This is a genomic window from Staphylococcus lugdunensis, from assembly GCF_002901705.1.
In the GTDB taxonomy this organism is placed as follows: domain Bacteria; phylum Bacillota; class Bacilli; order Staphylococcales; family Staphylococcaceae; genus Staphylococcus; species Staphylococcus lugdunensis.
The window spans coordinates 439938-454399 of record NZ_PPPV01000012.1 but is presented as its reverse complement, the minus strand read 5'-3'; the positions used below and the strand labels follow the sequence as shown (position 1 = coordinate 454399).

14 protein-coding genes are annotated in these 14462 nt (G+C 32.2%); 11 read left to right on the top strand and 3 right to left on the bottom strand.

Annotation, left to right across the window (positions count from 1 at the left end; all coding sequences use genetic code 11):
* Positions 1-182 precede the first annotated feature (182 nt).
* The 7 genes from CD041_RS02940 (at position 183) to brnQ3 (ending at position 9943) form a co-directional block, all read left to right on the top strand.
* Entirely contained in the window at positions 183-2990 is a 2808-nt protein-coding gene (locus tag CD041_RS02940; RefSeq protein ID WP_070815408.1) for a 2-oxoglutarate dehydrogenase E1 component, read from the top strand.
* A 13-nt stretch (positions 2991-3003) separates the two neighbouring features.
* The gene (gene odhB, locus CD041_RS02935; protein WP_070648565.1) at positions 3004-4314 is read left to right on the top strand and encodes a 2-oxoglutarate dehydrogenase complex dihydrolipoyllysine-residue succinyltransferase; all 1311 of its coding nucleotides are present in this window, start codon (positions 3004-3006) and stop codon (positions 4312-4314) included.
* Between the two features lie 288 nt (positions 4315-4602).
* On the top strand, positions 4603-5409 hold the full coding sequence (locus CD041_RS02930; RefSeq protein ID WP_062077615.1) for a VOC family protein: 807 nt from the start codon (positions 4603-4605) through the stop codon (positions 5407-5409).
* Positions 5410-5445: 36 nt separating this feature from the next.
* A complete protein-coding gene (locus CD041_RS02925; RefSeq protein ID WP_002459148.1) occupies positions 5446-5649 on the top strand; it encodes a DUF6501 family protein in 204 nt (67 codons plus the stop codon).
* Positions 5650-5775: 126 nt separating this feature from the next.
* Positions 5776-6567 carry an ATP-binding protein gene (locus CD041_RS02920; protein ID WP_002478216.1) on the top strand — a complete coding sequence of 264 codons (792 nt, stop codon included), beginning with the start codon at positions 5776-5778 and terminating at the stop codon, positions 6565-6567.
* Between the two features lie 16 nt (positions 6568-6583).
* Positions 6584-8473 carry a vWA domain-containing protein gene (locus CD041_RS02915; RefSeq protein WP_002459146.1) on the top strand — a complete coding sequence of 630 codons (1890 nt, stop codon included), beginning with the start codon at positions 6584-6586 and terminating at the stop codon, positions 8471-8473.
* Between the two features lie 126 nt (positions 8474-8599).
* On the top strand, positions 8600-9943 hold the full coding sequence (gene brnQ3 / locus CD041_RS02910) for a branched-chain amino acid-like transporter carrier protein BrnQ3 (protein WP_002459145.1): 1344 nt from the start codon (positions 8600-8602) through the stop codon (positions 9941-9943).
* Positions 9944-9998: 55 nt separating this feature from the next.
* Here brnQ3 and CD041_RS02905 read toward each other — a convergent pair whose 3' ends face one another.
* From CD041_RS02905 to CD041_RS02895, 3 genes are read right to left on the bottom strand one after another with little or no spacing between them, the layout of a single operon-like run.
* A complete protein-coding gene (locus CD041_RS02905; RefSeq protein WP_070648563.1) occupies positions 9999-11147 on the bottom strand; it encodes a toxic anion resistance protein in 1149 nt (382 codons plus the stop codon).
* Positions 11148-11171: 24 nt separating this feature from the next.
* Positions 11172-11795, bottom strand: a complete 624-nt coding sequence (locus tag CD041_RS02900) for a 5-bromo-4-chloroindolyl phosphate hydrolysis family protein (RefSeq protein ID WP_002478214.1) — start codon at positions 11793-11795, stop codon at positions 11172-11174.
* 15 nt (positions 11796-11810) lie between these two features.
* Complete coding sequence (locus tag CD041_RS02895; protein ID WP_062077620.1) at positions 11811-12080, bottom strand: acylphosphatase; 270 nt, start codon at positions 12078-12080, stop codon at positions 11811-11813.
* 167 nt (positions 12081-12247) lie between these two features.
* On the opposite strand from CD041_RS02895, the gene msaA reads away from it, so the two are divergent.
* The 4 genes from msaA (at position 12248) to CD041_RS12270 (ending at position 14189) form a co-directional block, all read left to right on the top strand.
* Complete coding sequence (msaA, locus tag CD041_RS02890; protein WP_002459141.1) at positions 12248-12556, top strand: regulatory protein MsaA; 309 nt, start codon at positions 12248-12250, stop codon at positions 12554-12556.
* Between the two features lie 204 nt (positions 12557-12760).
* A complete protein-coding gene (cspA, locus tag CD041_RS02885; RefSeq protein ID WP_002433901.1) occupies positions 12761-12961 on the top strand; it encodes a cold shock protein CspA in 201 nt (66 codons plus the stop codon).
* 422 nt (positions 12962-13383) lie between these two features.
* The gene (locus CD041_RS12275; protein ID WP_225306459.1) at positions 13384-13782 is read left to right on the top strand and encodes a hypothetical protein; all 399 of its coding nucleotides are present in this window, start codon (positions 13384-13386) and stop codon (positions 13780-13782) included.
* On the top strand, positions 13737-14189 hold the full coding sequence (locus tag CD041_RS12270; protein WP_225307951.1) for a hypothetical protein: 453 nt from the start codon (positions 13737-13739) through the stop codon (positions 14187-14189). Before CD041_RS12275 ends, CD041_RS12270 begins: the two co-directional genes overlap by 46 nt.
* Positions 14190-14462 lie beyond the last annotated feature (273 nt).

The window sequence follows — 14462 nt, the reverse complement described above, 5'->3', positions numbered from 1 at the left end:
TGGTGAATTATGCATTTTCTTTATTTATAAACAACAAAATTAAATGCCTGAAAAGGTTAGCAGAATCACATTTTGAATGGGTTCTGCTTTTTATTTTTTAATCCATATATGTACTTTATCAATGCATAAATTAATGCTATTATTAACGTGTAAGCGTTTAACTATTATGTGGAGGGTATCATATGACAAAGGATAAGACAGATGTTACAGAAGCACCTGTAAACTTTGGCGCAAATCTTGGTTTAATGCTTGATTTGTATGATGATTATTTGCAAGATCCATCATCTGTGCCTGATGATTTACAAGTGTTATTCGGAACAATAAAAAATGGTGAAGCTCATACTATAGCTCAGCCAGCCACAGATGGGAGTGGTGACTTAACGGATGATAGCACAATTAAGCGAGTAATGCGCTTGATTGATAATATTAGGCAGTATGGCCATTTATTAGCAGATATATATCCGATAAATCCTCCTAAAAGAACACATTTACCTAAATTAACAATCGAGGATTTTAATTTAGATAAACAAACTCTAGAAGGTATAACAGCAGGCATTGTTTCAGATCATTTTAAAGATATATATGATAATGCCTATGAAGCAATTAAACGTATGGAACAACGTTATAAGGGGCCAATTGCTTTTGAATACAATCATATAAATAATAATAAAGAACGTACGTGGCTAAAACGACGAATTGAAACGCCGTATAAAGCTACATTAAATCATGATCAAAAAAGGTATTTATTTAATACCCTCGCACACGTTGAAGGTTTTGAAAAATATTTGCATAAAAACTTTGTTGGTGCAAAACGATTTTCTATTGAAGGCGTGGATACATTAGTGCCCATGTTGCAGCATACATTGAGACGAGCGGCTGAAGAAGAAATTCAGAATATTCAAATTGGCATGGCACATCGAGGTAGATTAAATGTTTTAACACATGTTCTGGAAAAGCCATATCAAATGATGATATCGGAGTTTATGCATACTGATCCAATGAAGTTCTTACCTGAAGATGGTAGCTTAGAATTAACTGCTGGATGGACAAGTGATGTGAAATATCATTTAGGCGGAGTCAAAACAACGGATACGTATGGTATTCAGCAACGTATTTCATTAGCGAATAATCCAAGTCATTTAGAAATTGTAGCACCGGTAGTTATTGGAAAAACGAGAGCAGCACAAGATAACACACATGGCGTAGGAAAACCTACGACAGACTATCATCAATCTATGCCTATTATTATTCATGGTGATGCTGCTTACCCAGGTCAAGGTATTAACTTTGAAACAATGAACTTAAGCAATCTTCACGGTTATTCCACTGGTGGCACATTGCACATTATTACAAATAATAGAATTGGCTTTACAACAGAACCGATTGATGGACGATCTACAACATATTCAAGTGACGTAGCAAAAGGTTATGACGTTCCTATTTTACATGTTAATGCGGACGATGTGGAAGCAACTATTGAAGCTATTGATATTGCGCTTGAATTTAGAAAGGAATTTCATAAAGACGTTGTTATTGATTTAGTCGGTTATCGCCGCTACGGACATAATGAAATGGACGAACCATCAATTACGAATCCAGTGCCTTATCATAATATTCGTCAGCATGACTCAGTGGAATTATTATATGGCAAACAATTAATTGATGAAGGTGTTATCTCTGAAGATTATATGAATGAAACAATTGAACGTGTGCATAAAGAGATGCGTGCAGCACAAGATAAGATCGATAAAACAGATAAAATGGATGACCCTGAAATGGCTAGACCAAGTGCACTACAAGCGCCATTAGAAAGTAAAACAGCATCATTTTCAGTTGAAAAGTTAAAAGAAATCAACGATGCGATGTTATCTTATCCAGAGGGATTTCATATATTAAAAAAATTAAATAAAGTATTAGAAAAGCGTCGAGAACCATTTGAGAAAGAGGAAGGATTAGTTGATTGGGCTCAAGCAGAGCAACTTGCATTTGCGACAATACTGCAAGATGGGACTTCAATACGTTTAACTGGACAAGATAGTGAGCGTGGTACGTTCAGTCATCGCCATGCTGTATTACATGATGAAGAAACTGGAGACACATACACGCCATTACATCATGTGCCACATCAAAAGGCGACGTTTGAAGTCCATAATTCGCCACTTTCTGAAGCAGCAGTAGTTGGATTTGAATATGGCTATAATGTTGAAAATAAAGAAAGTTTTAATATTTGGGAAGCACAATATGGAGACTTTTCAAACATGGCACAAATGATGTTTGATAATTTTATGTCAAGCGCACGAGCAAAGTGGGGAGAACGAAGTGGCCTAACATTATTTTTACCACATGCTTTTGAAGGACAAGGACCAGAACATTCATCAGCACGGCTAGAACGTTTTTTACAATTAGCTGCAGAAAATAATAGCACTGTCGTTAACCTATCAAGCGCAAGTAATTATTTCCATTTATTACGTGCTCAAGCAGCAAGCTTAGGAACACAAGCCATGAGACCATTGGTTGTAATGTCACCAAAAAGTTTATTGCGCAATAAAACAGTAGCACAACCTATTGATAAATTTACTGAAGGGCAGTTCCAACCAATTCTTACCGAGACTTATAATCCTAAAAAAGTGAAAAAAGTTGTACTGGCTTCTGGAAAAATGTTTGTCGATTTGAAAGAATATTTGGTTAAGAATCCAGATGAACAAATATTATTAATTGCTGTTGAACGTTTATATCCATTCCCAGAAGATGAGATAAAGGCAATATTTGATACATTACCGCATATCGAAAGTGTATGTTGGGTACAAGAAGAACCTCAAAATCAAGGTGCATGGTTATATGCATATCCACATCTTAAATCTATCACACCAGAACAAATTAATTTAAACTATCATGGAAGAATTAAACGCGCAGCTCCGGCTGAAGGCGATGGCGAAATTCATAAACTTGTGCAAAGTAACATTATTAAAAGTGTCTTAAAACGAAACTAGGGGGAAATTATTTATGCCAGAGGTTAAAGTTCCGGAATTAGCAGAATCAATTACAGAGGGGACCATTGCAGAATGGCTTAAAAATGTTGGCGATTCTGTTGAAAAAGGAGAAGCAATTTTAGAATTAGAAACAGATAAAGTTAATGTGGAAGTTGTATCAGAAGATGCAGGTGTGATTCAAGAACAACTTGCTAATGAAGGTGATACTGTTGAAGTAGGACAAGCCATTGCCATTGTTGGAGAAGGTAGTGCTGAAGCGAAATCAGCAGAAGCTTCAAAATCTGACGCTAAGGCTGAATCTAAAGGTGAGTCGGAGTCAGAAACAACTACAGATACAGCTAACAAAGACACAACTCGTGATCATGAACAGCGACAAGATGAAGCTGAAAAAGCAGATCGTTCTGACGAAGCAAAAAAACATACTCAACGTGTAAATGCCACACCTTCAGCACGTCGTCATGCTTTAAAACAAGGTGTAGACCTTGCTGAAGTAGCAGGTAAATCTAATGATGTCGTAAGAAAAGAAGATATTGATCAACGTCAACAACAGTCATCAAATAAAAAAGCAGAAACGGCACAAAGAAAAGCGCCAGAAACATCATCATCTTCGACACCAAACAAACCAGTTATTCGTGAAAAAATGTCTCGTCGTAAGAAAACAGCAGCTAATAAATTGCTTGAAGTATCAAATAATACAGCAATGTTAACGACATTTAATGAAGTTGATATGACGAATGTGATGGAATTACGTAAACGTAAAAAAGAAAAATTTATGCAAGATCATGATGGTACAAAATTAGGATTTATGTCATTCTTCACAAAAGCAGCAGTAGCCGCGTTGAAAAAATATCCAGAAGTCAATGCTGAAATTGATGGAGATGACATGATCAAGAAACAATATTATGATATTGGTATAGCTGTATCAACAGATGATGGTTTATTAGTTCCATTTGTAAGGGACTGTGATAAGAAGAATTTTGCAGAAATCGAACAAGAAATTGCTAATTTAGCAGTTAAAGCGCGTGATAAAAAATTAGGCTTAGACGACATGGTAAATGGATCATTTACAATTACTAACGGTGGTATCTTCGGTTCAATGATGAGTACGCCAATCATCAATGGTAGTCAAGCAGCAATATTAGGTATGCATTCAATTATGACACGTCCAATTGCAATTGATAAAGATACAATTGAAAATCGACCAATGATGTATATTGCTTTAAGCTATGATCACAGAATTATTGATGGTAAAGAAGCAGTAGGTTTCTTGAAAACAATTAAAGATCTCATTGAAAATCCAGAAGATTTATTATTAGAATCATAATTACGCATTAACTAATATGATATATCTTTATAAGAGCAGGTTTGTCATTTGATGGCCTGCTCTATTTATTTTTAGTACTAATTTAAAATATAAAGATTAGTTATAAATGTAATTGAATCGTTATCTTGCATGAATAGTGTTAGTTCTTTTAAAATGAAACAGCTCAAAATAATTTGCTGGTTGGGGAGAAGCGAAAAAATGAATGGCGTACTTCAGAACCTCATCATATAAATCATTTAAGAAATAAGTTATAATGACAATGAAATGAATAAAATAGGGGTGTCTTTTATGAGCGGACTGAGAAGTGTCACGATTGGGACAAGTGATATGATGAGTACAAAGGCTTTATTTAAAGATATAGTTGGTATGAATATTGTTGATAAAAACAACGCATTGCGCTTTGGCGATGCAAATTTAAGTCCAGGTACACGATTACATTTTGTTGAAGTACCGCATAGTGATTATCGTAATCAACATATTGCTAGTGTTGGATTTCGTACACCTACTGATGAAGGTTTGATAGAATATCAGGAAATATTTAAGAGCCATAATATTACTTTTGGTGATATGTCTGAATTAAATGGACATAAACATTTTAATTTTATGGATAAAAACCAACAAATTTTTGATATTTATTCAAATGAACATAATGTTGGTATTCAATTAGGTATGCCTGATTTTGATAGCTCAGTTAATCCTTTGCATCAGGTTCAAGGGCTAGGACCGGTAATCCTTCAAGTGAATGAGTTATCTGTGACGACATCATTGCTTACACATGTCTTTGGATTGCATCATTTTGCAGAATATGAATCCTCAGAATTCGAAAATAAAAAAATCCAAGTATTTAAAATTGGAGATGGTGGTTTAGGTGGGGAAATACATTTATATCAAGCAGAACCACAAATCGAAATGACTGAAGAGGGTGTTGTAGAACAAGTAGAATTTGCTACTCAAGATGTACAACAATTTAATCAAGCCTTGTCTGATCTTAAAGAAATAGGGGTACCTTATCAAACACTAAATCAAGGTGATGTTAAATCGATACGCATCACTGAAAATAGTGGTATTTCATTTATTTATACATTAGAAAATTAAAATTTATATAAATTGTACAAAGGAAGGTCATGTAATATGCTACACGAAACATGGAAAACAAAAACACCAATTAAACAAGTTGAAGTGGTTAATACAGATGCTAAAAAATTTACAGTATCCGATATGTTAACTATAGGACAACGATATGATGTTATTAATGAAACAGAAGAATATTATCAAATTATTGATAATTCTGGATTAGTTGGTGGTTATTATAAAACGTACTTTAAAGAAGTATAGAAAATAAGTTTAATGTAATTGTACAATAACTTAATAATAAATATAGGATCTAGGCTGAGTACAGTGATAATTGTTCCTTTCCTAGGTCTTATTTTCATTTAATTAACTAAAGGAGTTCATAAATTAATGGTACAAAATCAATATAAAAATTCAGATGAATCGGTTTTTAATGATGCGAAGGCGCTATTTGAATTGAATAAAAATATTTTATTAAAAGGCCCTACAGGATCTGGTAAAACAAAATTAGCAGAAACTTTAAGTGAAGTCGTTCATATTCCAATGCACCAAGTAAACTGTTCTGTTGATTTAGATGCAGAGAGCTTATTGGGGTTCAAAACGATTAAAACAAATGACCAAGGTGATCAGGAAATTGTTTTCATTGACGGACCAGTCATTCGTGCTATGAAAGAAGGTCATATTTTATATATTGATGAAATCAATATGGCCAAACCCGAAACATTGCCAATATTAAATGGTGTACTTGATTACCGACGCAAATTAACAAATCCCTTTACTGGTGAAGTAATTGAAGCAGCTCCTGGATTTAATGTTATTGCAGCGATAAATGAAGGATATGTAGGGACATTACCAATGAATGAAGCGCTTAAAAATCGTTTTGTTGTTATTCAAGTAGACTATATTGATGGGGACATATTAAGTAATGTGATTAAAGAGCAAAGTCGTTTGCAAGACGATAAAATTATTGCGCAAATCATCAAATTTAATGAAGACTTAAGAACCATGTCAAAACAAGGCCAAATTTCTGAAGAAGCAGCTAGTATACGTGCTTTAATAGATTTAAGTGATTTAATTACAGTTATGCCTATTGAACGTGCCATACAGCGAACAATTATCGATAAACTAGAAGATGAACGTGAACAACAGGCAATTAAAAATGCAATCGAATTAAACTTTTAGAAAGGGATAGTTGATTATGAGCGATCGTTTTATAAAATTTAATGATGAGCAACTAGATGCTAAACAAGTGATGATGTTGCAAGATTTAGCACGCTTGCTCTTAAAAAACGAACAGACAACCGTTAAAATTCAAAAATTCCCTTATTATGATCCAATGAATAATACATTGATTACAAGCTGGTTTTGGTCTCATCGACCTAAACAAATTGAACGTGCAGGTTTAAAAACAGACGTCATGCTCGCTGCTTACGGTTACAAATTGATGGACGAAAAAATAGTTAATGAGGTTATTCACGACAAAGCATTTAAACATCCTAAATTTTATCAGCAAATTTTTCGATTATTAGAAGATTCACGAGTATTTAATCATATACGTAATGATCGACCTAGTACTGCTAAGATTATAGATTTACGTCTGCAAACGCGTTTGTCTTATACTGAATCACAAATTAAATTTTATAAGACTAAAACCGTGTATACAGATTTGCTATTTTTATATTTAGAACGCGCATTTTTAACTCAAAATTTCTTTGAGATTCCAACAATTCATGCACAAATAGATGATATATTAAATCATATGTTCCAATATTTGCCTAACTTCTTCCAAAATAGATCTTCTGAAGATAATATGTACCTCGCACAACGTATTATGTTTCAAGTGGATGATATATTAAAGGAAGATATGCTGAATGAATATTATCATTTACCTAAAAAGGTATATGAAGCAATACAAGAAATGACATTTGAAGAGTTAAAACGTACTGATGCAGCTAATGTAGATGGACATGATAATACAAATGAAGAAACCGATTCTGAGTCTGCTGAAGCCGATACAAATGCGGAAGATAGTAAGTCAGAAGGTGGCGCTTATCTAGAAATGGAACTTCACGAAGGCGAAAACAGTGATGTCATGAGTGACAATGATACAGCACGTGAAGGAGATTCATCTGACGATATGACAGATATGATGACTAAAAAAGGACGTGGCTCTGAAAGTACGCTGGATAACCAAGAAGGTGGTGCCATTGGTCAAAATGCTTCGTTTGCACTAAAAGGTATCAATGAAAATGTTGAAATTAAATGGCAAATTCCTGATATCTTACCAGAATATTTGATGCAGTATCAAACCGTTAAATCAGATGTCCAATTTGAAACAAAAGATTTAATACAAATTATAAAAAAAACAATTGAGCGTGAGCATCAAGATGAGCGCCACAATTTAACTAAGGGACGTTTGCAGCGAAATTTAACCAATTGGTTCATAGATGATCAATATAAATTATTCTACAAGAAGCAGGACTTGAGTAAGTCATTTGATGCAACTTTTACACTACTTGTAGATGCTTCAGCAAGCATGTTTGACAAGATGGAAGAAACAATAAAAGGTGTCGTCTTGTTCCATGAAACATTAAAATCGTTGAATGTAAAACATGAGATATTAGCATTTAACGAAGATGCTTTTGATTCGGATGAAACACGTCAACCTAATATTATAGATGAAATTATCAACTATGATTATTCTACATTAGAACGTAGTGCACCTCGCATTATGTCACTCCATCCACAAGATGATAATAGGGATGGCGTAGCTATTAGAATTGGTAGTGAACGATTATTGAGACGTAGTCATAACCAACGATTTTTAATTGTCTTTTCAGATGGTGAACCATCTGCATATAATTATAGTCAAGATGGTATCTTAGATACTTATGAAGCTGTTGAGATGTCAAGAAAATACGGTATTGAAGTATTTAATGTCTTTTTAAGTCAAGATCCAATTACTGAAGAGATAGAACAAACAATTCATAATATTTATGGTCAATATGCCATCTTTGTTGAAGGTGTAGAAAATTTACCGAGTCACTTGTCACCACTATTAAAAAAACTACTGTTAAAATCCCTATAAATTAATGTTATTCAATAAGTAATATTAATTTGATTTTTAAATTTTCTGAAATTAACTAGACTTTTAAATCCTTTTTATGCTAGAATTTAAATTATTGCAATTTTACAGATAAAAAGGAGCAGTAGCATGAATAAGAATACTTGGATAATCGGTTTCACTTTATTTGCTATGTTTTTTGGAGCAGGAAATCTGATATTTCCACCTAATCTTGGACAAGATAGTGGCCGCTTTTTTTGGCCAGCAATCATCGCTTTTTCATTAACAGGAATCGGTTTACCTTTATTAGGTGTCATGGTAGGTGCTCTTGATAAAAATGGATACATTGGCTCATTTAATAAAATTTCACCTAAATTTTCAGTAGTATTTCTTGTTATCATTTATTTAACTATTGGACCGTTATTTGCAATTCCTAGAACTGCATCGACAGCATTTGAGATGACAATTACACCAATTGCACATACGAATGGTAACGTAGCATTATTAATTTTCACATTAATCTATTTTCTAATAGTTTTATATCTGTGTATCAATCCGAATAAAATGGTTGAACGTATAGGCTCATTGTTAACACCATTGTTATTAATTACAATTTTAGCAATGATAGTTAAAGGATTTATAGACTTTGGAAGCAATCCGCCGTCTCATGGTAATTTAGATTTATATCAATCTCATTTTGGTGCTTTTACAAAAGGCTTTACGGAAGGTTATTTGACGATGGATGCGATAGCAGCAATTGCATTTTCAATGATTGTTGTCAATGCTGTTAAACTAACAGGGGTAAACCATGCTGATCAAATTTTTAAGCAAACTGCATTAGCTGGTCTAATTGCTGCAAGTGCTTTAGTATTTATCTACATTTCTTTAGGATTTTTAGGTAATCGTATGGCTATCTCGCAGGACAAGTTAGATTTATTAGTTTCTCATAATCAAAATGTAGGAACATATCTGCTTACATTGATTGCTTCAACAGGTTTTGGATTATTGGGGAAATATTTATTGGGAATAATTGTGGCTTTGGCATGTTTAACGACAGCTTGTGGTTTGATAGTGGCTGTAAGTCAGTATTTTAATAGTATTTTGCCAAAAATTCCATATAAAATGTATGTTGTTTTCTTTACGTTTGTGAGTTTTCTATTGGCAAATTTGGGATTAAACAACGTTATAGCAATGTCAGTACCTGTACTAAGTATCATCTATCCAGTTGCTATTACAGTAGTGCTACTTATATTATTAGCACGTTTTATACCAACAAAACGAATTGCCCAACAAATACCTATTGTTGTAGTTAGTATTGTATCAGTGCTAAGTGTGATGAGTACGAGTGGTTGGATAAAAATGCCATTCATTGCGCATTTACCTTTAAAACAATATTCATTAGAATGGCTACCTATCGCAGTGATAGCTACTGTAATAGGTTATATCGTGTCAATATTTATTAAGCAAGAACATATTATATATCAGAAAGAATGAATAAATGCGCTAGGGTTATCTGCTCCTAGCGCATTTATTTAATATTCGGTTGAATTTATTTATTGTGTCGCATATTGTTTAAATGTGTCTTTAGTTCAGTTTCAAGTTGATTAAGTTCTTTTTCGGCTTGCTGACGTTTTTGTCGGCCTTGTTGTTGAATTTCAAGTGTTTGTTCTATCGTTTGAATAATATCACTTTGAGTTGCTTTAAGTGTGTCTATGCCTACAATACCACGTTCATTTTCGGTTGCTGTTTCAAGCGCATTTTGTTTTAACATTGATGCATTTTGTGTAAGTAGATCATTTGTAGTATCGGTAACGGCACGTTGTGATCTAACAGCGTGTCTTTGTCTTAATAGTGTCAGTGCAATAGCCATTTGGTTTTTCCAAAGGGGGATACTAGTTAAAATAGAACTTTGAATTTTCTCAGCTAAAGCTTGGTTAACATTTTGAATCATTCGAATTTGAGGTGCAGTTTGTAGTGCAATTTGACGTGAGAGTTGTAAATCATAAATTCTTTTGTCTAATCGGTCAACGAATTGTTCCATATCGGCGATATCTTGAATAGCCATTTGATTGTTATTTTGTTGTGTATGTTCGCGCATACGAGGCAATGTCTCTGTTTGTTCTGTTTGTATTGTTTCTTTCTTTTGTTGAGCTGCTAAAATATATAATGAAATGTCATCAAAGTAATTTTTATTTAATTCATAAAGTTCGTCTAATAACGCAATATCACGTGATAAATGATCTTTGTGTTGATTCAATTGGATAGTAATACGGTCAATTTGTGAACTGACAGATTGCATTCTAGAAAACATTTCATTTATAGAAGCTTTTGTGCGTCTAAATAATCGTTTCAATTTAGATTGCTTCTCAGGACTCAAATCATCCGGGTTAACTGCTTTTAATTTCGACATTAATTGATTTAGAGTATCGCCTACAGGGCCAACATCTTTACTTTTTACTTCATCTAACATATGATGAGAAAATTGAGACATCTTTTGTTGTAAATTTGCACCAAAAGCTAGTAGACTTTCATTGTCTAATGGTTTAATCGTTTCACATATTTCTTCAATTCTACGAGTTTCTTCAGGTGTTAGCTTTTGGATTTGTGAGTTATTCTCTTTATTTTGAGAATGAGAAGTTTGACCATTGATATATTCGTCTAGAGGATGTGACTTAAAAGATTGTTTCTCATTGCTCATTTCGTTATTCACTCCAGTGCTAGTTTATAATCGCTTTCGTTGCTGTTCGATTTTATTTAGTTCTATCTCAGTATCTAGTCGTTCATAGTCTTCTTCATTTAGTCGCTTCAAATCGGCAATAAGTGTGCGTTTAATTTCATCCAATGTAATACGCGTTTGCTGTAGTTTTTGTTTTTCTGCTTTCGATTTTTTAGGCATTCGTGCTAAGTGAGTATAAGATTCCACAAGATTTAAAGCGTTGTCTATGTGTGAATAAAAAAAGCTTTCCACCTTAAAAAACATACGTGGTCGTTGTTTTACGCTAAAATGTATGGACTTTGCAATACGATAAATATCATTTATTTGTCTAAAATCTTGTATAGATCTAATATTGATAAAGGATTTTATAATACTTCGGATTTTTTTGTGAGAAATACTTAATTGCTGTCTGACAAAACGATAGTCTCTTCTTGATAAGCCAATATCAATTAAATATTTGCGAGAGGTAAGACGCTGTGTCGGTAGGTAGGAAACAAAAAACATCGATAACCCAATTAAAGCATCTAACAGAAAAGAAATATCTAATACGAAAATACTCACAATACATGATATTATCGCGATTGGCGTGCCCACTAGAACACCGAAAATTCGAGAAATAGTGTACCTCACGGTCATCTTCCTTTGTTAAATAGTTTTAAATTCTTTAAGTTGGTTATCAATTTCAAGTGTTTCGATTTCATAGTCATCAACATGTGATGCAGGTGATGCACCTGTTGTTACACTTGCAATAAACTGATTTAATTGTTCTTCATTCCCTTGAGCATATATATCTACATAATCTTCAATATTTTGTACTGTCCCAGTTATTTTTAATTTATGTGCAATTCTTTGCGTATAAAATCTAAAGCCCACGCCTTGTACGATGCCATAGACCTTAATATGTTTGCGTTGCATAACATCACCCCTTGTTTATATTATACGAACTTTTAAACTAAAAACCTAATAATTGCTACAGCTATCGCAAAGGGCATCCGTCAAAAGTATGAGTCGGAATGCTTGAATTTATAAACTAAAAAGCTAAAATATTGATTATAGGTATAGCATTCAGGGGGGAAACTTAAATGTGGACAGTGGCAAAAATAAGGGCTGATTATGAGGGCTGGTGGCTATTTAGTGACTGGACTGATAAAATTGTGAAACAAAGTTCATTTTCGACATACACTGAAATGCTTGATGCTTATAAAGCACTTATTAAACAAAGTAAAAAAGACTATGATAACTATGTTGTAGGTAAGTTTAATATACATGCTTTTTATAACAATTGTGATATGAATTATTGTGAAGATTGTGAAGAGGACTTACAAATATTTTATAGCTTTATTGTATTAAATAATAATGAGGTTTATTTAAATATGCCAAAATTTGAATAAACAATAGTTTTCTACATTTATATTGCATTTTGGCGTAATCTAACATATAATAACAACTAAGCAGTAGTTTTATTCCATATTGCAAAGAATATCTGAAGTTTTATACATAATTATTAATTAGTTATACATAATACATACATGTATTTTTTGTAATATGCGAATAACGCATATTGTATGAATTTTAGTCTTGGAGGTTTCACAGTTATGAAACAAGGTACAGTAAAATGGTTTAATGCTGAAAAAGGTTTTGGTTTTATCGAAGTTGAAGGAGAAAACGACGTATTCGTACACTTCTCAGCTATTAACCAAGATGGTTACAAATCATTAGAAGAAGGTCAATCAGTAGAATTTGAAGTAGTTGAAGGCGACCGCGGACCTCAAGCTGCAAACGTTGTTAAACTATAATAAATATATTGTAGATAATTGACTTCACCACACCTTACCAAGATGTAAGGTGTTTTTTTATTAGATTATGAAAACGAAAATTATGTGTTATAGATGCATGATAAAGACGCTTAAACTCATCAATATAAACAAATAGTTGCAAAATATGATAAGATTAAATTGCTTGCAAAAATGTATTATTCTTTTTCAAAAAGTATACAAATTTAATTGTTTTATAGAATTAGATTAAAACAAATTACATTGAATATACGTATTAAGAATAAAATAAATCACTATCACAAAATATGAGTGGCATTAAGAAAGAAATATTAACAAGAGTATGAAAGTCAAAGTATAGAATAAATAGGTAATATTTTGCTTGTAAATCTATTAGAATATAACGATTGTTATGTGAAAATTCAATAGTGAGGATGAGTGGAATAATGAGTATAGCTTGTGTTTTCATAATATGGCTATTTTTAACAATATTTTTAATTTTAGTAACAGGAAATGTTGTTATAAAAGGTGAAACATTTCCTTTAGAAAATTTATGGATTTTCATTGTACTTTGGATCATTTTGTTTTTTGTAATTATAGCTTTTTTACTATATAGAAGATATACACAAAAACAGTTTGCTAAAATTATAAAAGATGCAAAGAATAACGAATTTAAAATTTTTGCTAATGGAGAATATTTTTATCAAGCACCATTAATAACGATTGATAAACAATATATTCCAATATACGGCAATAAAAATATATACTATACAACGGATTTTAATAATGTAATTCAAAAGTGGATGAGTATAATTGGTTTTTTCCTCTTTTTGGAATATTTTTAAAATCAGATAATCATATTTTAAAAATAAAACGAATAAAACTTTTGTCTTTACGTCCTCATTATAAAGTGTATCTGGATAAAACTAATATAGGGATTTTACAAAGACAAAAATTGAATACAGAAAAAGGAATGAAACAACAACTACCATATACGTTTTATTCTAATAAGAACACAATGTATAAATTTATTAATCCTTATTTAAGTATGAACACTAAAATTGTAAAAGATGACAAAGTGATATTTGATGCTCACAGAAGTTTCTTCGATTTAAATAAGATTCAATATACAAAAAGTAGGGGTGAAAGACATACAATTCAAATAGATAACACTTCTGAATTAGATTATCCTGATGAAGTTTTTCTAGGGTTATATATACAAATTATGATAAATAAAAGAACTAATGATTAAATTTTATTTAAGTGATAATATAAATTTTCTAATCTAAATATAACAAACAAAGTTAGAAGAGAAGTTGGTTTTGTCTTAATATAAGAAAAATAATGAAAAAGGGACAGTATGAGACATAAATATCTCGGATTAAAGAGAAAATGGTAATTTCTAGCGAAATAAGATAGAAATTACTATTTTCTTCGTTATTTTAGGGTGATATGATGTAGCACCACGATGATATTTGAATTCCTCGAATTTATTATCTGGGATTGTTTCGATAATGTTATTAAC

What these genes read in the sequence shown, in the direction of transcription:
- CD041_RS02940 (WP_070815408.1), top strand. Translation starts at nt 183, where the DNA reads ATGACAAAGGATAAGACAGATGTTACAGAAGCACCTGTAAACTTTGGC.
- CD041_RS02925 (WP_002459148.1), top strand. Translation starts at nt 5,446, where the DNA reads ATGCTACACGAAACATGGAAAACAAAAACACCAATTAAACAAGTTGAA.
- brnQ3 (WP_002459145.1), top strand. Translation starts at nt 8,600, where the DNA reads ATGAATAAGAATACTTGGATAATCGGTTTCACTTTATTTGCTATGTTT.
- CD041_RS02915 (WP_002459146.1), top strand. Translation starts at nt 6,584, where the DNA reads ATGAGCGATCGTTTTATAAAATTTAATGATGAGCAACTAGATGCTAAA.
- msaA (WP_002459141.1), top strand. Translation starts at nt 12,248, where the DNA reads ATGTGGACAGTGGCAAAAATAAGGGCTGATTATGAGGGCTGGTGGCTA.
- cspA (WP_002433901.1), top strand. Translation starts at nt 12,761, where the DNA reads ATGAAACAAGGTACAGTAAAATGGTTTAATGCTGAAAAAGGTTTTGGT.
- CD041_RS12275 (WP_225306459.1), top strand. Translation starts at nt 13,384, where the DNA reads ATGAGTATAGCTTGTGTTTTCATAATATGGCTATTTTTAACAATATTT.
- CD041_RS02895 (WP_062077620.1), bottom strand. Translation starts at nt 12,080, where the DNA reads ATGCAACGCAAACATATTAAGGTCTATGGCATCGTACAAGGCGTGGGC.
- CD041_RS02930 (WP_062077615.1), top strand. Translation starts at nt 4,603, where the DNA reads ATGAGCGGACTGAGAAGTGTCACGATTGGGACAAGTGATATGATGAGT.
- CD041_RS02920 (WP_002478216.1), top strand. Translation starts at nt 5,776, where the DNA reads ATGGTACAAAATCAATATAAAAATTCAGATGAATCGGTTTTTAATGAT.
- CD041_RS02905 (WP_070648563.1), bottom strand. Translation starts at nt 11,147, where the DNA reads ATGAGCAATGAGAAACAATCTTTTAAGTCACATCCTCTAGACGAATAT.
- odhB (WP_070648565.1), top strand. Translation starts at nt 3,004, where the DNA reads ATGCCAGAGGTTAAAGTTCCGGAATTAGCAGAATCAATTACAGAGGGG.